Source organism: Vibrio sp. 1402 (assembly GCF_033340275.1).
In genome coordinates this window covers 1-23,384 of record NZ_JAWOWE010000021.1, presented here as the reverse complement: position 1 = coordinate 23,384, position 23,384 = coordinate 1, and the positions used below count along the sequence as shown (strand labels likewise).

The 23,384-nt window shown below is 43.0% G+C and carries 17 protein-coding genes and 1 pseudogene; 10 read left to right on the top strand and 8 right to left on the bottom strand.

Features of this window, described 5'->3' with window-relative positions:
* The first annotated feature begins 327 nt into the window (after positions 1-327).
* Positions 328-1,863, top strand: a complete 1,536-nt coding sequence (locus R7044_RS22565) for an RNA-directed DNA polymerase (protein WP_225455815.1) — start codon at positions 328-330, stop codon at positions 1,861-1,863.
* A 325-nt stretch (positions 1,864-2,188) separates the two neighbouring features.
* Here R7044_RS22565 and R7044_RS22560 read toward each other — a convergent pair whose 3' ends face one another.
* A complete protein-coding gene (locus tag R7044_RS22560; RefSeq protein ID WP_025768974.1) occupies positions 2,189-3,739 on the bottom strand; it encodes a PAS domain-containing methyl-accepting chemotaxis protein in 1,551 nt (516 codons plus the stop codon).
* 285 nt (positions 3,740-4,024) lie between these two features.
* On the opposite strand from R7044_RS22560, the gene modF reads away from it, so the two are divergent.
* On the top strand, positions 4,025-5,479 hold the full coding sequence (gene modF, locus R7044_RS22555; RefSeq protein WP_222716913.1) for a molybdate ABC transporter ATP-binding protein ModF: 1,455 nt from the start codon (positions 4,025-4,027) through the stop codon (positions 5,477-5,479).
* Here the strand turns inward: modF and R7044_RS22550 are convergent.
* Positions 5,467-6,939, bottom strand: a complete 1,473-nt coding sequence (locus R7044_RS22550) for an EAL domain-containing protein (protein WP_005386194.1) — start codon at positions 6,937-6,939, stop codon at positions 5,467-5,469. The two genes, modF and R7044_RS22550, sit on opposite strands and share 13 nt — an antisense overlap.
* A gap of 348 nt (positions 6,940-7,287) precedes the next feature.
* Here R7044_RS22550 and R7044_RS22545 point away from each other — a divergent pair, with 348 nt between their 5' ends.
* The 3 genes from R7044_RS22545 to R7044_RS22535 all read left to right on the top strand — a co-directional run bounded on the left by R7044_RS22545 (position 7,288) and on the right by R7044_RS22535 (position 12,202).
* Entirely contained in the window at positions 7,288-8,022 is a 735-nt protein-coding gene (locus R7044_RS22545) for an IclR family transcriptional regulator (protein WP_005386192.1), read from the top strand.
* Between the two features lie 6 nt (positions 8,023-8,028).
* Positions 8,029-8,868 carry an arginase family protein gene (locus tag R7044_RS22540; protein WP_005386190.1) on the top strand — a complete coding sequence of 280 codons (840 nt, stop codon included), beginning with the start codon at positions 8,029-8,031 and terminating at the stop codon, positions 8,866-8,868.
* Positions 8,869-9,175: 307 nt separating this feature from the next.
* Complete coding sequence (locus tag R7044_RS22535) at positions 9,176-12,202, top strand: DUF6701 domain-containing protein (protein ID WP_225455814.1); 3,027 nt, start codon at positions 9,176-9,178, stop codon at positions 12,200-12,202.
* Positions 12,203-12,267: 65 nt separating this feature from the next.
* On the opposite strand, the gene R7044_RS22530 is transcribed toward R7044_RS22535, so the two are convergent.
* The 4 genes from R7044_RS22530 to pcp form a co-directional block, all read right to left on the bottom strand.
* Positions 12,268-13,560, bottom strand: a complete 1,293-nt coding sequence (locus tag R7044_RS22530; RefSeq protein ID WP_225455813.1) for a DEAD/DEAH box helicase — start codon at positions 13,558-13,560, stop codon at positions 12,268-12,270.
* Positions 13,561-13,730: 170 nt separating this feature from the next.
* Positions 13,731-14,717 carry a CobW family GTP-binding protein gene (locus tag R7044_RS22525; RefSeq protein WP_154203929.1) on the bottom strand — a complete coding sequence of 329 codons (987 nt, stop codon included), beginning with the start codon at positions 14,715-14,717 and terminating at the stop codon, positions 13,731-13,733.
* A 63-nt stretch (positions 14,718-14,780) separates the two neighbouring features.
* Positions 14,781-15,044 (bottom strand): hypothetical protein, encoded by a 264-nt coding sequence (locus tag R7044_RS22520; protein ID WP_213876080.1) that lies wholly within the window; start codon positions 15,042-15,044, stop codon positions 14,781-14,783.
* Between the two features lie 197 nt (positions 15,045-15,241).
* On the bottom strand, positions 15,242-15,880 hold the full coding sequence (pcp, locus tag R7044_RS22515; protein WP_025768981.1) for a pyroglutamyl-peptidase I: 639 nt from the start codon (positions 15,878-15,880) through the stop codon (positions 15,242-15,244).
* 289 nt (positions 15,881-16,169) lie between these two features.
* Here pcp and R7044_RS22510 point away from each other — a divergent pair, with 289 nt between their 5' ends.
* From R7044_RS22510 to trpB, 4 genes and pseudogenes are all read left to right on the top strand, one after another.
* Entirely contained in the window at positions 16,170-16,418 is a 249-nt protein-coding gene (locus tag R7044_RS22510; RefSeq protein ID WP_005375646.1) for a hypothetical protein, read from the top strand.
* Between the two features lie 306 nt (positions 16,419-16,724).
* Complete coding sequence (locus R7044_RS22505; RefSeq protein WP_005375644.1) at positions 16,725-16,937, top strand: cold-shock protein; 213 nt, start codon at positions 16,725-16,727, stop codon at positions 16,935-16,937.
* Between the two features lie 359 nt (positions 16,938-17,296).
* Positions 17,297-17,550 (top strand): annotated as a pseudogene (locus tag R7044_RS22500) (S1 RNA-binding domain-containing protein); the annotation flags it as partial.
* A gap of 447 nt (positions 17,551-17,997) precedes the next feature.
* On the top strand, positions 17,998-19,221 hold the full coding sequence (gene trpB, locus R7044_RS22495) for a tryptophan synthase subunit beta (RefSeq protein WP_005375643.1): 1,224 nt from the start codon (positions 17,998-18,000) through the stop codon (positions 19,219-19,221).
* A 131-nt stretch (positions 19,222-19,352) separates the two neighbouring features.
* Here trpB and R7044_RS22490 read toward each other — a convergent pair whose 3' ends face one another.
* A complete protein-coding gene (locus R7044_RS22490; protein WP_025768982.1) occupies positions 19,353-20,810 on the bottom strand; it encodes a DUF3360 domain-containing protein in 1,458 nt (485 codons plus the stop codon).
* Between the two features lie 418 nt (positions 20,811-21,228).
* On the opposite strand from R7044_RS22490, the gene R7044_RS22485 reads away from it, so the two are divergent.
* Positions 21,229-21,645 carry a VF530 family DNA-binding protein gene (locus R7044_RS22485; RefSeq protein WP_005375544.1) on the top strand — a complete coding sequence of 139 codons (417 nt, stop codon included), beginning with the start codon at positions 21,229-21,231 and terminating at the stop codon, positions 21,643-21,645.
* A gap of 151 nt (positions 21,646-21,796) precedes the next feature.
* Here R7044_RS22485 and R7044_RS22480 read toward each other — a convergent pair whose 3' ends face one another.
* Positions 21,797-23,047, bottom strand: coding sequence for a DEAD/DEAH box helicase (locus R7044_RS22480; protein WP_025768983.1), 1,251 nt, complete (start codon positions 23,045-23,047; stop codon positions 21,797-21,799).
* Positions 23,048-23,384: the final 337 nt, after the last annotated feature.

The following is a 23,384-nucleotide window of genomic DNA, read 5'->3' as shown; positions in this document are numbered from 1 at the left end:
GATGCGCTTCGAATACATGTATATGTATTACTAGTGGTTGCTAATCACTAGTGTTGCCAAGAGCAGCTCACACGCTATGTCGTGCAGACTCCGTACAACTAATTTATGGCCAGCTTGTCGTTAGCTCTTTTTGAATGTGCGTTCTTTATGCGAATCATTCTGGATTTTGATGACTAAAAATACTAGCCAGAAAGAGCACCCTCACAAGGGTGCTTTTTTGTTTCTTCACAACGTAAACCTGTGCGTGTAGTGCTTGTTTCATGGCTGATATGATTAGAAAAGCTTGGCTTAGCAAGCTAGTTTGTAGAAAGTAAGGAGACCATTGTCTTGAAGAAACTAATTACGCAGATGGACGCGGATGAAGCAAAGAGCTTTCTTCTCAAGCACAGCAGTTACACAAGCTTAAGCCTACCCCCTTACTTTGATTTTACAGAGCTGCTAGCAAATATTGATGAAGCCCTACTTGTGAAGCCTAATGGCGCAAAAGACATTGGACTTGCACACGCTAGAAAGCACCAGAGATTAAACTATACACTTCAAACAAACAAAGGCGGACATTATGCATGGCGGCCAATTGAGTTAATTCATCCCGCACTATATGTTCAGCTTGTACACACTCTAACTAAAGTAGATAACTGGCAACTCTTAAAAAACAGATTCGAAGAATTCTCTTCCAACCCTAAGATATCGTGCGCGAGTATTCCTAGGGAGTCAGATGATGAAATAACATCTGATGCTGCGGAAAGTGTTAAGGGATGGTGGGATGACTTAGAGCAAGCATCGATATCACGCTCTCTCGATTATAAGTATTTATTTTTAACTGATGTGGCTAATTTTTATCCTTCTATTTACACTCACTCGATACCTTGGGCAATACATGATAAAGAGTCCGCAAAGACAAAGAGAAATAGAAATGACTGCCTAGGCAATGAAATAGATTATCTGATTCAAGATATGAGGAACGGACAAACGAATGGTATTCCTCAAGGCTCAGTTTTAATGGACTTTATTGCAGAGATTATAATGGGTTATGTCGATATCTCTATCTCTACCGTACTGTCCCAAAACAACATTGACGACTACCACATCGTCCGATATCGAGATGATTATAGAATTTTCACCAACTCCAAAGAGTCAGCAGAACTTATAGTTAAACATCTTACTACTGTACTTCAAGGCATCGGCCTTCAGCTCAACGCTTCAAAGACATATCTGAGTGAGGACATAATCTTAGACTCTCTTAAGCCAGATAAGCGTGAAGCTTTGATGTTGTTCGGTAAAACGGTAACGGGGACTACGATCCAAAAATCATTGCTCAAGTTGTCTATTTTTTCTCGAAAGTATCAAAACTCAGGCCAACTCGAAAGATATCTGAGTACGCTCAACCGAAGGATAGTTGGTCTGCGTGAGCTTAACGAAAATGTCGAGCCAATCGTGAGTATCCTAGCAGATATCATGTACCACAACCCAAGAGTATTTGCGACAGGATCTCTCCTATTGAGCAGCACATTCAAGTTTGTAGATCATGAAATGAAATTAGACCTTATCGCAAGAATTCAAAGAAAATTTGAGCCTCTGCTAGGCACTGGCCCCTTAGACATATGGTTACAAAGACTCTCTTATCCTATTCAGCAGGACATTGAGTACAAAGAGGTCTTATGTAAAGTTGTAAGCCAAGTTTATGACTCACCAAGTGAAGAAGTGTGGAACTCAGACTGGATAACTGATTCTAGGTTTAAGAAACGGATTCTAAGTACAAGTTTTGTGAATAGTGAGGTTCTAACGAACCTTGATAGTATTATCCAAGAAGAGGAGGTTGTACTGTTCCCTTACTTTTCCGGTGAGTCTTCAAGCAACGACTAACGCGCAAATAGTTTGACAGAAAATCTCATTGTTGGATAAGCCCCATAAGCTAATTATGGAGCTTATTTCTTGAGTTCCTAATCTAAGTTATGTCGTCCCTTGGATCTGTATCAGTAGCTAACTACCAGATTCCAGTTCCCATACTCGTCCCATGCTGCCCGCCACTTATTTAGAGAGCTCGCATTTATTGCGAGCTCTCGTCGTTTTAGCTCTTACAAAAACGAGATTTAGAAATCCTCGCTCGTAAGCGAATCCAGCACTTCACTATATTCCAGTTAAAAGCCCGCTAATGTTTAGCGGGCTTTTAACTTCGATTTTCTAAAGTTTAAGCAAACTTCTTAATCATTTCAGACAGGTCATTGGTGCAATTTTGCACTTTGGTGTTCATATGATTCGTTTCAGTCATCAGTTCATACGATTCACTGTACTTTAAATTAAGCGACTGGATGTTTTCATTTATTTCATCCGTTACATAAACCTGCTCTTCTATCGCGACCGCAATTTGTTGGTTTCGTTCGACGACGTCCTGAACAAGGGATTCCAATTGTTGAATGCTATCCAAAGCAGTACCTAGCAATGTTACCGTTCCGGTCGACATTTCATTACCTTTCTCTAACGCAGAAACCGCTGATTTGCTCCCATTTTGAATCCCTTCAATGGCCGATTTAATCTCTGTTGTCGATTCCTGAGTTCTTTTAGCTAAGGTTCTCACTTCATCTGCTACAACGGCAAACCCTCTGCCTTGTTCGCCTGCCCTCGCGGCTTCAATTGCAGCGTTCAACGCTAATAAATTAGTTTGTTCGGCAATACCATTGATGACTTCAACAACGGTTCCAATTTGCTCGGTTTGTTGGTTCAAACGTATGACCACTTTAGATATTTCGCCGAGCTCACCCACCAGCTCTAGTACCGATTGGTTAACATTATCGATAACGCTACGGCTGTCTATCATCGTATTTTGCGCTTCTAACGTAGCCTCGGCGGTCGCTTGAGCATTATTTGATATCTCAGATGAAGAGGCTTGCATCTCGTTGACCGCTGTTGCGACCGAGTCAATCTCCACTTTCTGTGCGCTTAAGTTCTCCGTCACTTGCTGGCTATTTGTCGCAGCACTGTTAGCACTTGCGCGCGTTTTTTCGCAAGAGTCTTTTACAGACACGCCAACGCGCCCCAATAGCGCATTGGCAAATTGCTTACGCATCTTCATACCCAGCTCAATCTCAGCCAGATCGTTGATTCTTCCGCAATAAATATATTCCATGAGTGGATTGTTGAAGTCTTGCCTAGCCTGTTTAGCGAGCTTCTCAACTGGTCTGGTTAATACATAAATAGAGAAAACGGAAAGTAACGCAACAACGCCAAACGCTATCACTGGTGATTGATTCATTTGTAGAATGAGTAAGCCAAGAAGGTTTGAAATTAAAAGGAAGAAGGCCGATCTCATCCACAAACGTGTACGAGGAAGATACATTTTCCACGGCTTACGATTATTTCGAAGCTTCGAATACGCTTTTTCCGCTCGCTGGATGTGTATACGCTCAGGTTTAAATCTCACTGATTGGTATTCCACAACTTCACCATTAGATTTTATAGGAGAAGCAAACGCGTCAACCCAATAATAGCCGCCGTTTTTACGTCGATTTTTGACCATTCCCATCCAGTGTTTGCCAGTTTTCAGGTGAGTCCATAAATCTTTAAAAGCCTGTTTTGGCATATCAGGATGACGCACAACATTGTGGGGTTTACCGATAAGCTCCCCTTCATCAAACCCCGCTACTTCATTAAAGTTTTCACTGGCATATTTGATGTAACTGGAGGTATCGGTAATGGAAACTAGGCTGTAACTCGAAGGGTAATCGTATTCCGTTTCACTCATAAACATGTGTCCTTACATTGATTAATTAACAAACGGCAAATATGAATTTATCAGCATAACATTTACATGCATAATGATAGATTGATTCAAAAATAAAACAAAATTATTGACAAGCTTACTTGTTACTTAATGACTCTAGTCGCATTTTTATCCTCTAATACAAGGCTTCGTTGATATGCACAAGACTGAGCACTGTTCAAAATTAATACACAAAAGCGCTTCCGTACTGAGTTCGTAAATTGTTATAAGTAATCCACTAAAACGAAAACAAGGAAGACAAACACAATGACTATTCACTTTCGTCAGCTTGCAGCTAAGAGAAACACGACACACTTGTTTATTGACGATTGGAAAATTAACACTCAGCAGTCTTGGGGGATATTCAGCGCGGATGGAGATATTGGCTCTCTGCTTGGAGACCTTATTTGTGATGAAATGTCACCAAATAGTGGGGAAATTGAGCTAAATGGGCTATCCGTTGCGCAAGTGTCGTTATCAGAGCAACAGCGATTACTGGAAAGAGAATTAGAAAAAGATGATACGGATTTTCTTAATCGTATCGACCAAGGAAGCACTGTTTATTCATTAATCCTAGAGCAGAGCCAAGACACTAACTTAACTGAACAGCTAGTTAATGATCTCGACCTAAGCCATCTTAGAGATAGTGGCTTCCGTGTTCTCTCTACCGGAGAAACCAGAAGAGTAATGCTCGCCCGAGCTTTAGCCACACAACCTGACTTAGTATTACTCGATAATCCATTTACTGGCTTAGATATTGCGCACCGAGCTGCTCTCGCTCGCTATTTACACTCGCTTTCTCAAAATGTGCAACTACTCATAACCTTCTCTCGCGAATCTGACATGCCTGAGTGGATCAATAGCATCGCGCTTTTCAGTGCAGGAAAACTTGATAGTACAATGGATAAGTCCAGTTGGGATAATCATCCAATCATTGGACAAATTAAATCTCAGTCAGAACAACAGAGTGAAGAAATGATGAGCTTGATACGTCAGCATCAGCACTCGACGCCATTCAACAACCCAATATTTGAACTAAAGAATGGGGCTGTTGAATACACCGATAAGAAGATTTTTACTGACTTGAACTGGCGCATAGACAAGGGCCAACATTGGCAGGTCAAAGGTCCAAATGGTTGTGGAAAGAGTACCTTACTTGGATTGATCTTTGGCGATCATCCGCAATGCTACAGCAATGACATTGATATTTTTGGTAAAAAGCGTGGTACTGGCGAGACAATCTGGGAAATTAAGCAGCATATCGGCATGGTGTCTTCAGCGCTACACCTCCAATATCGAGTCAATTGCAGCGCATTAGAAGTCATTTTGTCAGGATTTTACGATTCGATCGGGTTGTATAACCAGCCAACTCGCAAAGAGATGGATATTGCAAACGAGTGGCTCGATATCTTACATATGAGCCAGTACAAAAAAACCTCATTTAAGCAATTAGAGTACGGCCAGCAGCGACTGTTACTGATTGCAAGAGCCATCGTGAAACAACCCACATTATTGATTTTGGACGAGCCGTATCAAGGGTTAGATTTTTTGGGTAGACGGTTAGTTAAGAACACACTTGAACTCATCGCTAGAGAGAATTTAAGCCAACTATTGTATGTGTCTCACTACCAAGAAGATCGCTTAGATAGCATCAAAAATGAGTTAGAGTTTGTGTTTGATGAAAATGCTCAGTGTTATAGAGCTAACGTCTACCAATCATAATGACTTCGCTGCGCAAGCTGCTCATAAGGTAATGGTTTGGAGTACAGGTATCCCTGATGATATCTCACTCCCATCTGCTTTAAGTGTTCAGCTTGCGCTATGGTTTCCACGCCTTCAGCGATCAATTGTACTTGTAATTCTTCCGCGAAGTGAACCATCGCTTTTAAGACAGAAGCACTAAGGCTAGGAATACCAATGGTTTCGACAAAGCACTTATCGATTTTTAAGTAATCTATGCGCATGTGCTGTAGAAATGCTAACGAGGTTTGGCCAGTTCCAAAATCATCGATCAGCACATCAATACCATGCACTCGCAGTGCTGCAATGCATTTTCTCGCCTCTGAATCAATGAGCTGACGCTCCGTTATCTCTACCCCTAATGAGACTTTGTTTCGGCTCAACTGTCTGTCGAGCAATTGAATTTTTCTGATCGCGTTTGGTCCGACTAAATAACCAGGCGGCACGTTAATACCAAGGTGGACAGGCTGATCAAAGCCTAATTTACTGAAGTCCTCTGCCGCTTTATCCAGAACGAAATCAGTAAGTAAAAAAACCAATCCACTTTGCTCTGCCGCAGGGACAAACTCATCCGGAGAAATGAACCCCTTACTTTGATGCTCCCATCGCACTAGCGCTTCAAACCCGAATAACTGGCCGGTATCAACGTTAACTTGCGGTTGGTAATACAGGGTCAACTCTCCTCTTTTTATCGCTCTTTTAAGATCCAGTATCAAATTGCGATGAGGATCAATAAACTTATTCAACGCATACAAGCAAAGGTAGATCACGAAAATAATTGGAATTGAGTACAAAAAATAGGAAAGTGTTCTCTGTTTGACGAAAAGATCGCTGGCTTCACTCAAAGCTTCATACTCAAACATTTGCGACGATTTGATACCGATAGGATTACTTCCCGCTCTTAATGCTCCTTCTGGTGAAACTTGATCATGGATAAACAGCGCAGAGCGTTTTAGGCGTAAATCGTTGTTAAACCCTATTGTCGCATTAAAGTAGTCATGATCGATAATCGTTACGGCTTGATAACCCCGCTCTCCTTCCGTTACCACAAGCAAGAACTGATCGTACAAGCTATCAACACTACCAAGCGCTAGCGTTTGTCCCTTGGGAAAGGCGATGTGCTCAGCTAACGGTTTAGAGATACTTCCCAATTTCGAAGAACAAGTAATGACTCCCTCTTTCACAATGAGCATTTCTTCAATATCTCGTTCAAACATTAAGCTTTGCTGGAGCTCTTCACATCGTTCAGGGTGTAGCAACGCCGTGCGGTTTTCTGTCTCTATTTGGAATAAAATTTCATCTGCAATTTGCACATTTTTTTCTAATAAATGATTGAGATTGTTTTGCACGCTTTCACGAGCTAAATACAAAACCTCTCCAATAACCAAGGGAATAGGCAGAAGAAAAATGATGGCTTTTTTAAAAATCGCCTTATTCAGCATATAAAAGTAACCTTTTATAAAACCGATTTACTGAGATGGTACCTCGATTCCGATACCCGCTAGCAACTCACGTTTTTTAACATTATTTGTTTGGATTAACTCAGTATGCGAAACGCTGAGTAATACCGCAAACTAAACAATGTCTTATTCACTCCTGTTCCAATTTAGTATCAAGCGCCTCAAACCTGAGACTTTAATTCGACACCATGTTATGTCTATCGGTACTTGCGAAAGTCTTTACCTGTCTGTTTCTCATCATGTAAGAATTACCCATTAAAATTATTTTTCTTTTCTCAGTGATTAAGAATTATATTTGTCGTAACTCCTACAACACGTTACAACACTCTCATGACGACAAACAAAGCTAATGCTAACCAGGTAAACGAAAAATCACTGCAGTTGTTAATGCAAGTTGCAGTTAGTCCGTTCCCAGTTTCTGCGAAAACGCTAAGCGAGCAATTGAACGTTCCTTTAAGCAGCCTTTACCGACACTTAAAACTGCTTAAAGAATGGAACTTGATCGAAGAAAGCGTTCACGACAAGACATTTGTCGTTGGTCCGGCGGCATTATTACTCATGCACAGCTATGAGACCGCGCAACATGGGCTCGACATGGTCGAAACCATACTGGCTAGGTTGGTACAACAAACCGGGGAAATGGCCGCTTATATGGTACCAGCGGGTTATCGTGCGCTTTGTGTCAGACAGAAAGAAAGTATGCAGGCGCTGCGTTGCAGCTTCGTCCAGGGTCAAAGTCAACCTCTGCTGCGCGGTGCCTCATCTAAAGTGATGCTCGCTTTTATGCCTCAAAGTCGATGCGAGAAAATCTTGAGATATTTTAATCAAGATCACCGACGTGACGAGTGGGAAAAAGAGCTCACAACCATCCGTAAACACGGATATGCCGTCAGTACTTCTGAGATTGACCCTGGTGTGTCAGGTATTAGCGCACCGGTAATGAAAGGAAGCAAACTGATTGGCGCAGTCTCGGTGATGGCTCCGGCCCACCGAGTCGAAAAGGACAAGCAGCGCATTATTTTACATGTACTGCAAGCGGCAAGGGCACTACCACCAGAAAGGTAATTCATCATGTTAAGCTTTTTCAAACGCTATAAACTCCACCACACCGTGAAACAGCCGCAGCATTACCCTTTTTCTTTTATGACAGTGTGTGAGTATTTGCCACCCATGTCTAAGGGCGCGTTTGAATTAGCTGATCAAAGTTTGGAAAATGCTAGTGATTGGCTTTACCAACAACACGATCATGAAACCGCTGAGAACTATGGGCACTTCAACCACGACAAACTGGAGAATGGCGAGTTTCAGGAAGCGTTAAGCCTTTCGCTTTCTCGCCACTCAATTCCTGTTTTAGTCACTAACTGTACCGAGGCAATCTTGTCCATGTTACCTGTGGTCGTGTCCTATCGAGACGAAGTGGGTGTGGTAAATATTGGACATGACATGAACTTGAAACCAACACTTGAACCACGTTTAGGCTCGGCATTCCATTTTGCTCTTTCTCGCTATCAAAACGTGCGATTATTTTTTGCTGGTGTTAGCGAACAAGATACAAAGCAAGAAACGTGGGAATACGCGGAGGATCAAGGTTGTGACTGGGTAACCGATAAAGAGTTTTCTTTTCGTCATCGCAATAATGTTAAGCAACAGATCGGCAATTACCTAGACCACTGCGACCAAATAATCATTAGTATCGACCTTGGATCTCTAAAAACCAAAAACAGCCTTGATGGCGCGTCAGAAATTGATATCCAAATGGTTCTACGCACGATTAGGCAATGTTTGGTTGCAGGTAAAGTGAGAGCAATTCAGCTCGTTGGCGATCGAGATTGTCTGGTGTATTCGAGACAAACGAAAGCCATACTAGAAGAGTTATATCAGATGGCTCCACTCATCGTTCACGCTGCCTAGCGTTATAAACGTTCAGAATCAGGATCGCGTCCTTCCTGATTCTGAACCAACATGCTTACTTATTATCCTTAACTAACAAATAGTTACACATATAAATCGACACACATCACACTTGCCTCTTGAACTAACCTGACACTTACGTTGTAATAAGGCAGCTAAACTTTGGTATGACATACGAAATAAAAAATAACCAAAGTTCAATAACTAAGCGGCTTCAGAACAAAAAAGTACCGCAGCTATTCCAATTTCAGTGAGCATTTGCTCACGCTCGCTTGATGCCATCTTGTTCCACTCATTAGGACATTTGATGATGCGTCTTTGCAGTATTTTCACTGCGGTTCTTTTTTTACCGCTAACCTCACACGCCACCACTTATGACGTAAAAGATCTATCTGAGTTAGGTCAACTTTGCTCACACAAGAGTTTTAGTATCGAAAGCGATGGCACGACTTATCGCTGTACAGGGAAACTAGTCCTACCCGCTGGTGATAAAATTGTCTCCTCATTACCGGAAAAAGAGATAACATTAAAAGCAGATTATGGAATTGTGTTAGAGGGGAATAATACAATTGGTGAACCCAATAAACGTATCTCTCTACACGCCCTCGCTACCGGATTAACGGTTAACAATGAGAAAGCATCAAACCTCGACGATTACCAAAACAAGCACACTGTTATCTATGGTGATCTTCTATCGGCTTATCCAACAAAGCTGCATAACGTTCTCATCGATGGGGATATAGAGCTAACAGGTGAGGCCCTTCATATTAATGGTGAGTACAACACCATTATTGGTGACATTTTGACTCACAGCACGACCAATATATTTAATACAAACATCTGTGGTAAGGTCGAATCACAAGGCGAAACACTACACCTAAAAACAAACCATCCTTTACAAGACCATTTTGTCGTCGGTGATGTTTCTGCGCACAAATCTCTGATTATAAAAGATATGTCGATCTATGGTACGGCTGAATCTGTAGGATCGTCAGCTACATTAAGTGGCTCATTCTATAGTTCCACCGCAGCAATTAAATACTTCCAAACATTGAACTTCAACAACGCTCCAAATCAGCCTAGTCAAGTTTGTGGTGAAATCCAACAAACGCCAGGAAGTGCACAAACGAAAGCACAAGACAACAAATACACACAATACTGTGGATTGGGCGAGGCTGATTGTCACTACTCTTCCCAAGTCTGTCCAATCACCCCTCAAGATGTTCCGAATTGCAGCATGCAGCCTCCATCGGAGAACGACTTAAACCTCAGCGTCACACCATCGGACAACATGGCACTGATGTGCGGCGACGATCTTCCGCAATTTACAGCAACAACAACCAATAATGGAGAAGTTGTAAGCGCAGAAGTCAGTGCTGTCCTATCACACCCTGACTTGTTCACTTTAGAGGTGGTTAAAGGTCAGCAGACATTAGGAGCCAACCAATTTATATCTGACGAGAATGGTGAACTTGTTGTTCGAGTGGTTCCGAATAATATTGATACGATCTCGTTAGATACCAACTACACACTAACTTTCACTATGGCGAAAGACACGAGCAAGCATCAAACTGTTCGCTTTATGTTTACGCCATTTATGTTTGAGGCCTACTCAAAGACGAAAAGCGCAACTTTAAATGAAATACGCGTTATTGCAGGTAAACCAGAAAACGTGCATACGCGATTGCTTGCTTGTGCCTCCACCGGCGAACCTGTAGTGGCAAGCAACTACAATGGTACGCCTAAGATTTTTCATCCATTGGTTCAACCATTAGGAGGAAGTGAAGGAAACTTTAGCTATTCAGCGGAATTTAAAGACGGCTTGTCTGAACATGGTCTTATCACGAACGAGTCCGGCATATTTGAAGTGACATTGTCCGATCATTTTGAATGTGAGGGATTTGAAGAATGTCCAGAAGAAGGCAAAGTGGAAGTGAAAGGGACATTTAATGTGCACTCGCGACCATGGACACTCGCTATTTGTGACAACCAACGTGCTTTGCCTTCTGGCACCTCTGAACAAGGAGAAGGGTTTCTTGCTGCCGGAGAACTTTTCTCTCTAACGGTGAAACCAATCATTTGGCAACCTGACGGCTCTGTAAGTGGGTCTGTTGAATCAGCACGCTATTGTGATGCTTCTATCACCCGTAATTTTACGCTTGATGACGCTCCAGCAGCATCGGTTGTCTTGTCGAGTGAGCAACATACGCCATCAGAGACAGCGAACCAAACCTCAAAATTGCTAAAAAGTAGTGACTCACTGGCTCAGGCGCATAATTCAGCCAAGAATGATCAATTCGTCTTTAATGGATTATATTGGGAAGAAGTCGGGAGCTTGAGAGTAAAAGCAAACCTAGAAAGTAAATATCTAGGTATGACTGTGAACGAAGGCTATCGTTACGTTGGTCGTTTTTACCCAAAATATTTTCAAGTGCAAGACCAAGAATGGCACTACCCACATGGCCAAACTTTTGCTTACATGAATCAACCTTTTGAGAAAGTCACTTACGATGTTGTCGCACTCAATGCGAATAAGGAAAACGTGAAGAATTACGTCCACTTTTCGTCTAACCTTCAACAACATTTCGATTTAGGCGAGCTAAGCTCATACTCCGATCGGTTTTTGCCGCCTAAGCCTAAGAAGGTAGACTGGAAACTACTGGGTAGCGCGAGTGTTGGAACGTTTGTTATAGAGAAGCCCTCGACCAATGCGACTTGTAACAATAGCCCATGCTGGAAAAAGAACACGACAGATAAGCAATATCCTGATGGTCCATTCAATACCGAGACTAATAGTGATATCAGCCAAATAGGTTTAGTCTCAGTAAAAGCCGTTGATGAGGTAAACTTCTTCGACGATAGCGAAGTGCTCACAAAACAACCAGACATTCGATTCGGTCGTTTGAACTTTCAAGATGTAGGTGGCAACCAAGGCATGGTGATCAAAGTGCCACTTGCTGTAGAAACTTGGCAAAACGGTCGATTTACGACTAACTTCGATGACAGCTCAACAACGGCGAATGGTGAATATTACTTCAGCACGCCAATTTGGTCTCATGCGCCAGCAAACAACGCCCTGCTTTCTGGAGTTGGGACAATGCATGTTGGCAGAATGACCGACATCGTTGCAAGCCAAATTGACTCAGCGCGAGAGCAAATACAATTCCACCTAGATTTAGACAGCTCAGGCAATCGCATCCCTTGGCTGAAATACGACTGGGATAGCTCTACAAGTGAAGAGGAAAACCCACCCGTCATTGTTACGTTTGGTATTCACCGAGGAAACGATCGCATTATTTATCGTGGTGAACCCAATATGCTTGGCCTAAATTAACGCGAAACGGCAAACAAAAAGAGCCCCTCAATTGAGGGGCTCTTTTCATCACAAACTGATGTAATTTACTTTGCGCCACGACGCGCTTTCAGGCGCTTCACCATAGCAAGACGACGCTCTGCCGACCCTTGGTCTGTTGCCGACTGGTTCGGATTATTACGACGACCTTGACGATTCTTAAATGCTGGTTTTGAGTGCAGCTTTTCAATGTAAGATTCACGCTGTTTTGGTTCATAGCCTGCAAGCTCAATACGGCGAATGCGTTGCTGGATCAGATTTTCAACCTGAACCACCGTGAGCTCTTCATCTCGATTTACAAATGAAACAGCATGGCCTTGCTTACCTGCACGGCCTGTACGACCAATTCGGTGAACGTAATCTTCCGCTAAGAAAGGCATGTCATAGTTCACAACATGAGGTAAGTCTTCAATATCTAGACCTCGAGCAGCGACATCGGTAGCCACCATGACACGTGCTTTACCGGACTTAAACTCTTCTAGCGCACGACGACGAGCGCTTTGAGCACGGTCACCATGACAAACCACCGCTTTGATACCATCAAGTTTCAGCTCTTTTACCACTTCGTTTGCGGTCTCTTTGTAGTTCACAAATACCAACACTTGTTTCCAGTTCTTACGACCAATCAGCTCCGAAAGCAGTTCCGTTTTTCGCTCTTGATCAACTGGATATAACACGTGAGCAACTGTCTGTGCTGTCATATTCGCTCGCTCAACTTCAATACGTTTAGGCTTACGCAGGATATCTTTTGCTAACAGATTTAGTTGGCTCGAAGTCGTTGCGGAAAACATCATAATTTGCGGATCAGTATCCACATCTAGCATGATCTTACGTACTGCGTGAATAAAGCCCATGTCCAAGATACGGTCTGCTTCATCAAACACTAAAAACTCTAAGTGTGCGACCGAGACATTACCTTGTTCAATGTGCTCTTCCAATCGACCAGGTGTAGCCACTAGGATATCTACACCGTTTTCTAATGCCGTTACTTGAGAAGACATTTTACGGCCACCGAAAGTCGCAGCCACCGACAGGTTCGTGTACTTCGTGTAAGCTTTGATGTTATCAGCAATTTGTTCAGCAAGCTCACGAGTTGGAGCCAAGATAAGTGCGCGAGCAGTCTTACGAGAAGCGCTACGGTTACTGTCTAGCAACTGCTGAATCATAGGCAGAGAAAACGCAGCCGTTTTACCAGTACCTGTTTGTGCTGTAGCGAAAATATCATGGCCTTTGCGAGCCATTGGAATCGCCTTCTGTTGAATTGGCGTTAACTTTTCATAACCGCATTCTGCCAGTGCTTTAACCACTTCTGGCGCAAAACCTTGAGATGAAAATGACATTGAGCGTATTCCTTAAACAAACCACTAAAAATAGCTTTAAAAATTTAGCCGTGCACTATACCCGAATTTGAGTGATTTATCTCACTTTTCTCATTGAAATCCTACAAAAGAAAAAACGGTGAGCACAGATACATTAATGGTTCACCGTTTTCGTTTAACCTTTGTGCGATCTAATGTTTGATGCCAGATAACTGAAGGAGAATTCGCTCAAGCTCATCCCATGGCAACAGCTGAGAATCTATCACTTCTAATCGTGATTCAAAGCCTTCTAAGCTGATTTCATTCACCGACACGACTCGGTTGGCAACATTAAACGCGTAACAACCTTGATCCGTATTGACCACCGCTTTAACACGCTCTGCGGTCAAGTCCGAAAGCATAGAGAAAAGCTTTTCAAAATCAAACTTATACTCTGCCCCAAACAACCACCCACAACTAAAATAACCCTGCCCTTTGTTCTCTTTGCGCACAAAGGCTTCACCAGGCGCCAACTGGAATTGAGGCTCTTGGTGAGCATGGTCATGATGATGTGACTCGATATGGGAAGAAGCGCTGCCGTAAACCCGTTCGATATCCAAGACTTCTATCGGTAACTCACCATCATGAATAAGCTTACTGAATACTTTTGAGGGAGATTGGTCCGTCACCCAGTCATTAAACACATCAATGTCGTGACTGGTACAAAGGTCAACCTTACTGCCTATAACCACATCTGCGCTGTCTAACTGGTCCACGAAATTTTGGTTAGAAAGATATTTTTCATCACTTAAGTTACGCGGATCAACCAGAGCGATCGTCGCTTTTAGATCAACGTAAGGTTCATACTGCTGTGAGGTAAGCGTCGCGATAACCTGTTTTGGATGACCAAGGCCTGTCGGCTCAATCAATAAACGGTCCGGTTTTTGGCGCAGTAACGCGGTAATACCGACCGACATTGGCACGCCCGCCGTACAACACATACAGCCACCCGGCACTTCTTTAATCAGCGCACCTTGGTCGGTCATCAATGCACCGTCGATGCCAATCTCACCAAATTCATTGACCAAAACCGCCCAGTTTTCGTTTTCCGGTTTGTTCTTCAGTAGATTTAAAATCGTGGTCGTTTTACCGACACCCAAAAATCCGGTCAGTATGTTGGTTGGTACTCGATTTGACATGCTTATCTCCGACACGTTAGTGCATTAATGCTCCAGCAAAGTATACGGAGAATGTGACTCGCTTCAACGCTTTTTATCGCGCTCATCAAGCTCATTGCGTGATGCGTTGGCACACATTTTTCGAGCTTGTTTGGGTTGACTTATCAACTCTGAACGCTTCATATCGGACAAGTACCTACCGGTATAAATAACGCAGGTAAAAAACGCGATAATAGCGACTACGATGGGAAGAACTCCGAGCGTGTTTTCGAATTTAAGCGCAGCGATAGCCAATGCGAAAACAACGACAGAGATAAGTGCGATAGACTTACTTTTGTTGCTTTTCATGATAACTCGCCTTTCGTAAGGGTAGCCCCTAATACCTCCTGTATTAGGGGAGTGCCAGTTTGAACAACATCCAACCTGACTATTCAATGCTACTCCTTTCGCTACTTGTGAAATTTGACAAAGCTAACATTTATTACAACATCAAACGATGAACTTATTACTAGCTTTCAGACACTTAGTGGACTGTAAAGCACTTACTAGCAAATCGACCCGCCGCTGACCAATATGTCGTTTTCATTGGCAATACAAACTTGCGCCACCAGCCTTAGCCCTTCGACTATCATCTCCAGAGACATGGAAGGCTGACTGCCATCTACTGCTTGTTCTGGCAATAATGGGATATGAACAAACCCATGACGAATAGGTTTGTCTTTTAGATAATGTTGGATCCCATAAAAAAGGTGGTTACATACAAATGTTCCGGCACTGTTGGAAATCTGGCTAGGTATCCCCTGCTTTTGCAGCGTTTGAACAATACGCTTTATCGGCAGTGTCGAGAAGTAAGCATCAGGACCATCAGCCACCACGGGTTCATCAATCGGCTGATGCCCAGCGTTATCTGGAATACGAAAATCATCGACATTAATTGCGACACGTTCTGGGGTTATCGCGCTACGCCCGGCCGCTTGCCCTACAGTAATTACACAGTCTGGCTGGTGCGCTTCTATTGCTTCAATAACGACTTTCACCGAGTCATATCGAACTACGGGGACTGGGCAAGTAACTATCACACCGCCTTTTATGGCCGCAGCCTCTAATTGCTTGACCGCTTCTAAGGCGGGGTTAATGGCGTCACCACCAAAAGGTTCAAAACCGGTAATCAGGACTTTCTTCATAACAGCCTTTAGGAAAAGAGTTTTACAAATTATTGCACTCCCCTTCACCCCATCCAATAGCAAAAGTATTGATGAGATAAACCAGACAACATTATGTGACTCATGTCTAACCAGAGAGTGTTTTCTGCCCCATTGAATCTAGGCAAGTTCCGGACTATCGAGACTAACTTATTGATGATTAGTGGCAGGGCAAAGTTCTCTCATTACATGACGCACGTAGAAGCTTGGTTTCCACGCTTAACTTAGGTAGAGTACGCGACCGCAATGCAATTCGAAGAGATTGAATACAATGAATATTGATAACCATGTAATCGAAACGATTGAAGAGTTGGAGGCATTTCTGCATTTAGTAGAAAGCGGCGCTCTAGGCCTTGAAGGTGTCACTGGCGTTGCGCTAGCCACCTCTAATACCGATGGCCGTCCATTTGTTGCCGTATTAGGAGAAAAACACCAATTGCTCCTTGGCCGCTGGGTTTCGCAGCACGTATATGACAATGGTAAAGACATCGTTCGTAACGGCCCAACCAGAAAACACTAAGCGCTCGACGCCACCTATAACATCACGCCGTCTTATACACCAAGCGTATGCTTTGAAAGCAATGCGCTTGGTGTACTCAAAAAATAAAAAAGAAAAGGCTAGCCTTTATTAATTTTGTCGGTATACTGCACATCAGCTCTTACGGAAAGAGCTATTAATGTAATTAAAGATCAAAGTTTCTCTCAGTTCCACATCGAATTCCTCGTTTACGTTCCTGCGACAAAATAGTTATCTCTAAAATCATATAGTAGCACTTGATATTAGCTAAAAATTCAATATTTAAAACAATCAAATATAGAGGTATCTATGTCTAATAAATTAACTGGTTCAGTAAAATGGTTCAACGAAACTAAAGGTTTTGGTTTTATTTCTCAAGACAATGGCGGTGATGACGTATTCGTTCACTTCCGTTCTATTGTTTCTGAAGGCTTCAAAACTCTTACTGAAGGCCAAAAAGTATCGTTCGTTGTTGAACAAGGTAACAAAGGTTTACAAGCAGCTGAAGTAACTGCACTGTAATTCTTTGTGTGGCATCAATGTTGTTGGTGCCACAACCCCCTTCCACTTGTTACTGCCCTTACTATTCTCTATCTAAGTTTATATAGCCAAATCACTTACCTCTCCCACACCATCATTAATCACTTTCAATAAAGTCACTTTGGTATACATCTTTAGGTAATCACACAACCTACCTTGCAATTCCAGTTTGGAATTAAATTAATCTCATTCATATCTGAATCACTTCGCCTCATGCTTTGCTCATAAAAATAAAGTTTATAAAATAAAAGCGATTGGCGAATATAAGAGAAAAAATGAAATTAAATATATCTGCTCAATCAATAAATTCTAATAACTACGAGCACATAATCCCTAGCTGAGAGATTGAGTTTGCACTGAAATGTCATTACATGAAGCCATTTATCGGACAACACTTCATAGGGACAGCGTGTGGAGTCACACACTTCGGGGTATTTGTTGAGTTAGAGGAACCGAAGGTCTCATTCCTTTATCAACTTTCCAAAATGGTGAGTTCGAATTTGATGCAGTCAAACAAAAAATTTCTAGCCAGAGCACCACGTTTACTCTAGGAGCTAAAGTGCACGTGTTGGTTAAAGACGTCGATTCGAAATAAAGAAAGATCATGTTCAACTTAAAAGATGCGGAACACGCGGTAGGTTAGCCTGTTTTAGGTTACTTTCTAATCCATTAATCAAAAATAAAAAATAAGCTTTTAATACCGCAATTAACTTGTGACATTTCGCTGACATCGACTCATTCTAAAACCCTAATATCTGACAAAGGAAACGAATCTAATTTTTGTTTCCAGACACCATCGCAGAGTGTATTTCCAGCACTCTGTTTGCCTCGAGAGGTTCTTATGACAGCCTAGGATCTCTCGGGGCTTTTTTGCACCTATTCAAACCACCTGATTCTACATCCCAACTATTATCCCCTACCCAAGCTGTACTTTTTAACTAGTTCACTAGATCGACAATTGTTATTTAAGCAACTGATCACACAACCTCTTCCAAATTTTGGGTATAAAGTATCAATACTTTCGTTAACTAGGATGTAAATAATGAAAAACTCGTTTGATCTCACTATGCCCAACGAAGAAGGATACTTTGGTGAATACGGTGGTAGCTTTGTTCCACCTGAGCTTGAACAAATCATGCATGACATCAACGCAGCTTATGAGGAATGCAGCAAAGATCCTGAATTTAAAGCGGAACTCGCTCGCCTGTATAAGCACTTTGTTGGACGACCTAGCCCAATCTTCCATGCGGAAAACTTGTCTAAAAAATACGGAGCAGACATCTACCTAAAGCGCGAAGACTTAAACCATACAGGCGCACATAAAATTAACCACTGCTTAGGAGAAGCCATTCTCGCTAAAAAGATGGGTAAGAAGAAACTGATTGCTGAAACTGGCGCAGGACAACACGGTGTTGCGCTTGCTACAGCCGCGGCATTGGTTGGCTTGAAATGCGATATTTACATGGGTGAAGTTGATATCGCCAAAGAACATCCGAATGTCGTCCGCATGAGAATCCTTGGTGCTAATGTCATTCCTGCCACTCATGGGCGCAAAACCCTCAAAGAAGCGGTAGATTCTGCATTCGAAGCTTATCTGAAAGATCCTGATACACAACTTTATGCGATAGGCTCTGTCGTTGGCCCTCACCCATTCCCTAAAATGGTGAGAGATTTCCAATCAATTATCGGTAACGAAGCACGAGTTCAATTCAAAGAAATGACCGGCAAGTTACCCAATAATCTCGTCGCATGCGTTGGAGGTGGTTCTAACGCGATGGGGCTATTTACTGCTTTCTTAGAGGATGAACAAGTCGCCATTCACGGCGTTGAACCAGCGGGCCGCTCTTTGCAAAAGGTTGGCGAGCATGCTGCAACACTCACACTCGGTGAGCCAGGTATCATGCACGGATTTAAGTCTTACATGCTTAAAGATGCACAAGGTGAACCTCAGGAAGTGTACTCTGTAGCAAGTGGCTTGGATTACCCATCGGTTGGACCTCAGCATAGTTACTTAAAAGACATTGGCCGTGTCAATTACGGCTCAATCAGTGATGACGAAGCGATTGATGCCTTCTTTGAGCTGTCTCGTGAAGAGGGAATAATTCCGGCTATTGAATCCTCACACGCTGTCGCTTACGCAATTAAACTCGCGCAGCAAGGAGAAACCGGCTCGATTTTGATCAACTTATCAGGCCGTGGTGACAAAGACATTGATTTTGTCGTTGAACACTACGGCGCAAAATACGGCATTGAATCACTCATATAGCCTAACTCCGTAGCCTAACCCTACATGCAAAAAGCTACCTGGTACTAGGTAGCTTTTTGTTTTTGTCTACTATTTTAAGAAGCAAGTCCCTTTACTCACTGTTCTCACTATACCTTTAGAGCATAATTCGATTAACCGATAAGAGCTGGAATGCCTGGAAGCTGACCAACAATAGCAAGGGAGCCTGCACAAACGATAAACGCAGTGCCAGGAATCAGATATTTATCTTTGCGCGATAGTTCGTTAGCACGCTCATGGTCGCCGATAAGCCCGAGGTTATCCAACAGCATCGTGATTGCCCAACCGAAGACTGGATTAACGAATGCACAGGCAAAAATACAGATACCTGCACTGAGTGAATCTTTATGCTTATGGATCATCTGCATACCCGCTTCAAGAAGTGGTAAGAATACACCGACAATCAAAGCAACGCGCAGAACAGGTTCCCACATTGCTAGATCCATTGGGTAGCCAATTACCGCCGCCGCAATACACATGAAACCCGTCAACAGAGCGCCACCTGGAATAGGACGCTTGGCAATTGCGGCAGGAATCATGTACGTTCCCCAAGAAGAAGCTAGGTTTCCGCCCCCTAAGAGTGAACCAACCCCCTGACGAACAGATGCTCCGACCATCGTGTCATCGACATCCATGAGTACACCTTTCGCTTCTTTTGGGTAGTTAAGTTCTTGAAACACACGATGGCCGAGATAATCAGGGGACCACATAGCGACTGCCAGTAGAGCAAATGGAGTCACGGCAATAAAGTGCTCTAGGGTTGGCCAGCCTAGCTGCCAGCCTGTATCTTCCCCCCACCAGTAGAATGGACTGAAATTAGGCAGGCCCGGCTCTGTGGTAAAAGCAAACTCAGCGCCCATCAAATAAGCAACAATACCCGCGAGTGCAGAGCACAATGGGATAGCGAGCCAACGTTTATTGATCTTGGCTAAGTAAGCGTAAACCATAACGGTTAGGCCTATGACCACAAACGAAATGTAACCTTGGTCCGTACTTGCAGCCCACGCTTCCGTCTTATTAATTTGCCCGAGCAACCCAACAGCACCAAGGTAGATCAACAACCCTCCTCGAACCCCGATACCAGTCAGAGTCATGAGTTTAGAGCCACCTTTGGTTAAGGCGAGAATTAACCCAAAAACACATACCATCAAACCTAGCGCGAGAGGGTGCCCTCCTGCAGCTGCAATCATAGGAATCAGCGGTATCATTGGGCCATGGGTTCCCGCTAAGTTTGCATTCGGGTTTAGGATGGCAGAAAACAGGATGACGAACAGGGCTCCAGCGATAAGTAATTCGTAACGCACGTTTTCTGCAATGAATTCCGGAGATAAACCAAACTGAGCAGAAAAAGCGGAAACCATGGCAGTGACCATAACCACTTTACCAATGGTTGCTGCTAATGCCGGTACCCAGTCTTCGATTTCAATACTGTAATCACGTGAGGGCAAATGAATTCCCCAGCGACGGAAACTCATGACGGTTAAATCATGATTTAGAAAGTCTTCTCGGTTTTCAAATTCATGCGGTTTTTTGCGCACATCCCTGTAAAAAGTCTTACTTTTGTCAGACATTGAGTCATCCTTTTATGTTTCAACGTTGAACTACGTCAACTAGAGTTTCGCTTGGTAGACAGGCCTTCGACCAATACGAGACAACACCCACATCAAACTTCTAGGCCATACTAAGAAAGCGGCATGAACCAATTTTGATTTTGAGCTTATTAAGCATGTGTTGCTATGGGTAGGAATATTAGACATTAGTAAAAGAACAACAAAAATCTCACTTATTACACAATAATTTAACATCGAACTAGGACGCTTGAACTTTTATGAGTCATTTTTGAGCAGAGAGCCAAGTAGAACGGCCAATTCCGATTTATACTTTCAAGGTAGAGATCACTGTGCTCGCATCCATCGCAAAGTAACTATAGATATCTCTGCATTGTATACTTTGTTAAACTCCGCCCTTTAATGAGTAAGGCCCTTAAAAATGATGACTGACGAAGAGAGAATCGAGCTGCAACAGAACAATCCACTGCACGGATTAAAGCTAGAGACTATGTTGCAAGAGTTAGTGGATTTTTACGGCTGGGACATTCTAGATACAGCAATGCGTTTTAATTGCTTTAACACTAAGCCTTCGATTGCAAGTAGCGTGAAGTATTTAAAGAAAACCGAATGGGCGAGAGAAAAATTAGAAAACTTTTACCTTTATCGCTTTAAGCGCATGCCACGCGCGAGCGAAGAAGAATACAACTTACCACCAAGAGCTCGTACCTTCCCTCATGGCCTTGAACCTAAAGAGCCAATGCCGCTAACCGTTGACTCTATTCTTAAGTCACAAGCCAAAGCAGCGTCTGCATTTAAAAAGCGTTCACCTCGCGGACGCCCTGCTCGTCGCCAATAACACTATCTTGAAAAGCAATAGAGCCCTACTGGTAGCTCCAGCAGGGCTCTATTGTTCTTTAAAGGAATGGCTAGAAGCGAAGACTCAAGCTAGTGAGCATTCCCTTTCTCTAACAACTCCCGTAAGTAAACTCACATGTAGTTTACGTTTTCTATTGATTACGCTTTTTCTTCTTTTTACCCGTACCTGCCGGCTTCGCTCGCGGCTTCATTGGTAAAAAGTAGGCTTCACTCTGATCGTCTTCCACTTCAAAACCGACTACCTGCTCGCGTTCAAGTTGGAACTTATTTTTCTTTTCTATCACTTTGAAATGGTGGTAGTCGTCGTAATCGATAAGAGATAATCCTAAACCTACTTCACCAGCACGACCACTACGACCGATTCGATGCATATAATCAGCAGGGCTACGCGGAAGATCGAAGTTAATCACCACTGGAAGTTTTTCAATATCAAGGCCGCGTGCTGCGATATCGGTGGCAATAAGAACTTGAATCTCGCCAGACTTAAAACCGTCAAGGACACGAGTACGAGCGCCCTGCCCTTTATCACCATGGAAAACTTCAGCGGTAATACCGCGTTTTGACAACTTTTGAGCTAAATGGTTACAGGCATTCTTAGCGTTCACAAAAATCAGAGTCTGTCGCCACTGATGCTGTTTGATTAAGTGCGCGAGTACCGCCGTCTTCTCACCTTTATTTACGCTAAACACGCGCTGCACCAAAGTGCTGGCTTCTGCGCTCTGCAACTGAACTTCAACAGGGGCGCGGAGCAACTGCTGAGCCAGCGTCGTGACTTTATCAGGGAAAGTTGCAGAAAATAACAGCGTCTGTTTCTTCTCTGGCAGTAACGCAAGAATCTTATTCAGTTCTTCGGTAAATCCGAGGCTCAACATTCGGTCGGCTTCGTCAAGAACAAGCGTTTTTACTTGGTCCAACTTAATCGCGTTACTGGATACCAGATCAAGTAATCGACCCGGCGTTGCAACAATGATGTCACAGCCACCACGAAGCGCCAGCATTTGTGGGTTCACCGATACACCACCAAATACGGCAACCGTTTTGATCTTATCTCTGAGATGGTATGAGTAAGATTTGACGTTATATGCCACCTGTGATGCCAACTCACGAGTTGGTACTAAAATCAGGTGGGAAACGAAGTTGCCACGGCGATTGTTTGATTCGTCTTGCTGAACAATTTTTTGCAAGATTGGCAGCGAAAAAGCAGCGGTTTTACCAGACCCCGTATTGGCACCACCAATAATATCTTTCCCTTCAAGGATATCAGGAATAGAACGGGATTGAATGGGCGTCGGTTGGCTGTATTCCAACGCTTCTAGTCGCTCGACTAATGTTGGAATCAGGCCAAGATCGGCAAATGTCGCTTGCTGTGTTTTATCTATCATTACGATGAGTGGCTCAGTGCTAGTAAAGGCCGTGTATCTTATGCTATTTCGCGTCTGGATGTTAGAAATAATGGGCCAAACAGAAGATTGGTGAAAGAAGCACTATAGGGTTCAGGAATTTCCTTTCACTAACATGAGTTAATGGTTTCGGTAACCAATACTCTACGACCAAGATGGTAGCGTTCGCGACGAATCTATTATCCACTTCGAAATTGATTTCAGCTCATTTGGGGTAGAAAAATGTTATAACATAACAGTTAATCTTTTCAATATTTACCTTTTTTGATTAAAGATAATTAGGGGAACATCATGAGCATGCAAGCACGGAAATTATATT

Coding starts and splice junctions, on each gene's coding strand:
- R7044_RS22510 (WP_005375646.1), top strand. CDS start 16,170: ATGAATATTGATAACCATGTAATCGAAACGATTGAAGAGTTGGAGGCA.
- R7044_RS22540 (WP_005386190.1), top strand. CDS start 8,029: ATGTTAAGCTTTTTCAAACGCTATAAACTCCACCACACCGTGAAACAG.
- R7044_RS22530 (WP_225455813.1), bottom strand. CDS start 13,560: ATGTCATTTTCATCTCAAGGTTTTGCGCCAGAAGTGGTTAAAGCACTG.
- R7044_RS22545 (WP_005386192.1), top strand. CDS start 7,288: ATGACGACAAACAAAGCTAATGCTAACCAGGTAAACGAAAAATCACTG.
- R7044_RS22490 (WP_025768982.1), bottom strand. CDS start 20,810: ATGTCTGACAAAAGTAAGACTTTTTACAGGGATGTGCGCAAAAAACCG.
- R7044_RS22550 (WP_005386194.1), bottom strand. CDS start 6,939: ATGCTGAATAAGGCGATTTTTAAAAAAGCCATCATTTTTCTTCTGCCT.
- R7044_RS22560 (WP_025768974.1), bottom strand. CDS start 3,739: ATGAGTGAAACGGAATACGATTACCCTTCGAGTTACAGCCTAGTTTCC.
- R7044_RS22480 (WP_025768983.1), bottom strand. CDS start 23,047: ATGATAGATAAAACACAGCAAGCGACATTTGCCGATCTTGGCCTGATT.
- modF (WP_222716913.1), top strand. CDS start 4,025: ATGACTATTCACTTTCGTCAGCTTGCAGCTAAGAGAAACACGACACAC.
- R7044_RS22535 (WP_225455814.1), top strand. CDS start 9,176: ATGATGCGTCTTTGCAGTATTTTCACTGCGGTTCTTTTTTTACCGCTA.
- R7044_RS22505 (WP_005375644.1), top strand. CDS start 16,725: ATGTCTAATAAATTAACTGGTTCAGTAAAATGGTTCAACGAAACTAAA.
- pcp (WP_025768981.1), bottom strand. CDS start 15,880: ATGAAGAAAGTCCTGATTACCGGTTTTGAACCTTTTGGTGGTGACGCC.
- R7044_RS22525 (WP_154203929.1), bottom strand. CDS start 14,717: ATGTCAAATCGAGTACCAACCAACATACTGACCGGATTTTTGGGTGTC.
- trpB (WP_005375643.1), top strand. CDS start 17,998: ATGAAAAACTCGTTTGATCTCACTATGCCCAACGAAGAAGGATACTTT.
- R7044_RS22520 (WP_213876080.1), bottom strand. CDS start 15,044: ATGAAAAGCAACAAAAGTAAGTCTATCGCACTTATCTCTGTCGTTGTT.
- R7044_RS22485 (WP_005375544.1), top strand. CDS start 21,229: ATGATGACTGACGAAGAGAGAATCGAGCTGCAACAGAACAATCCACTG.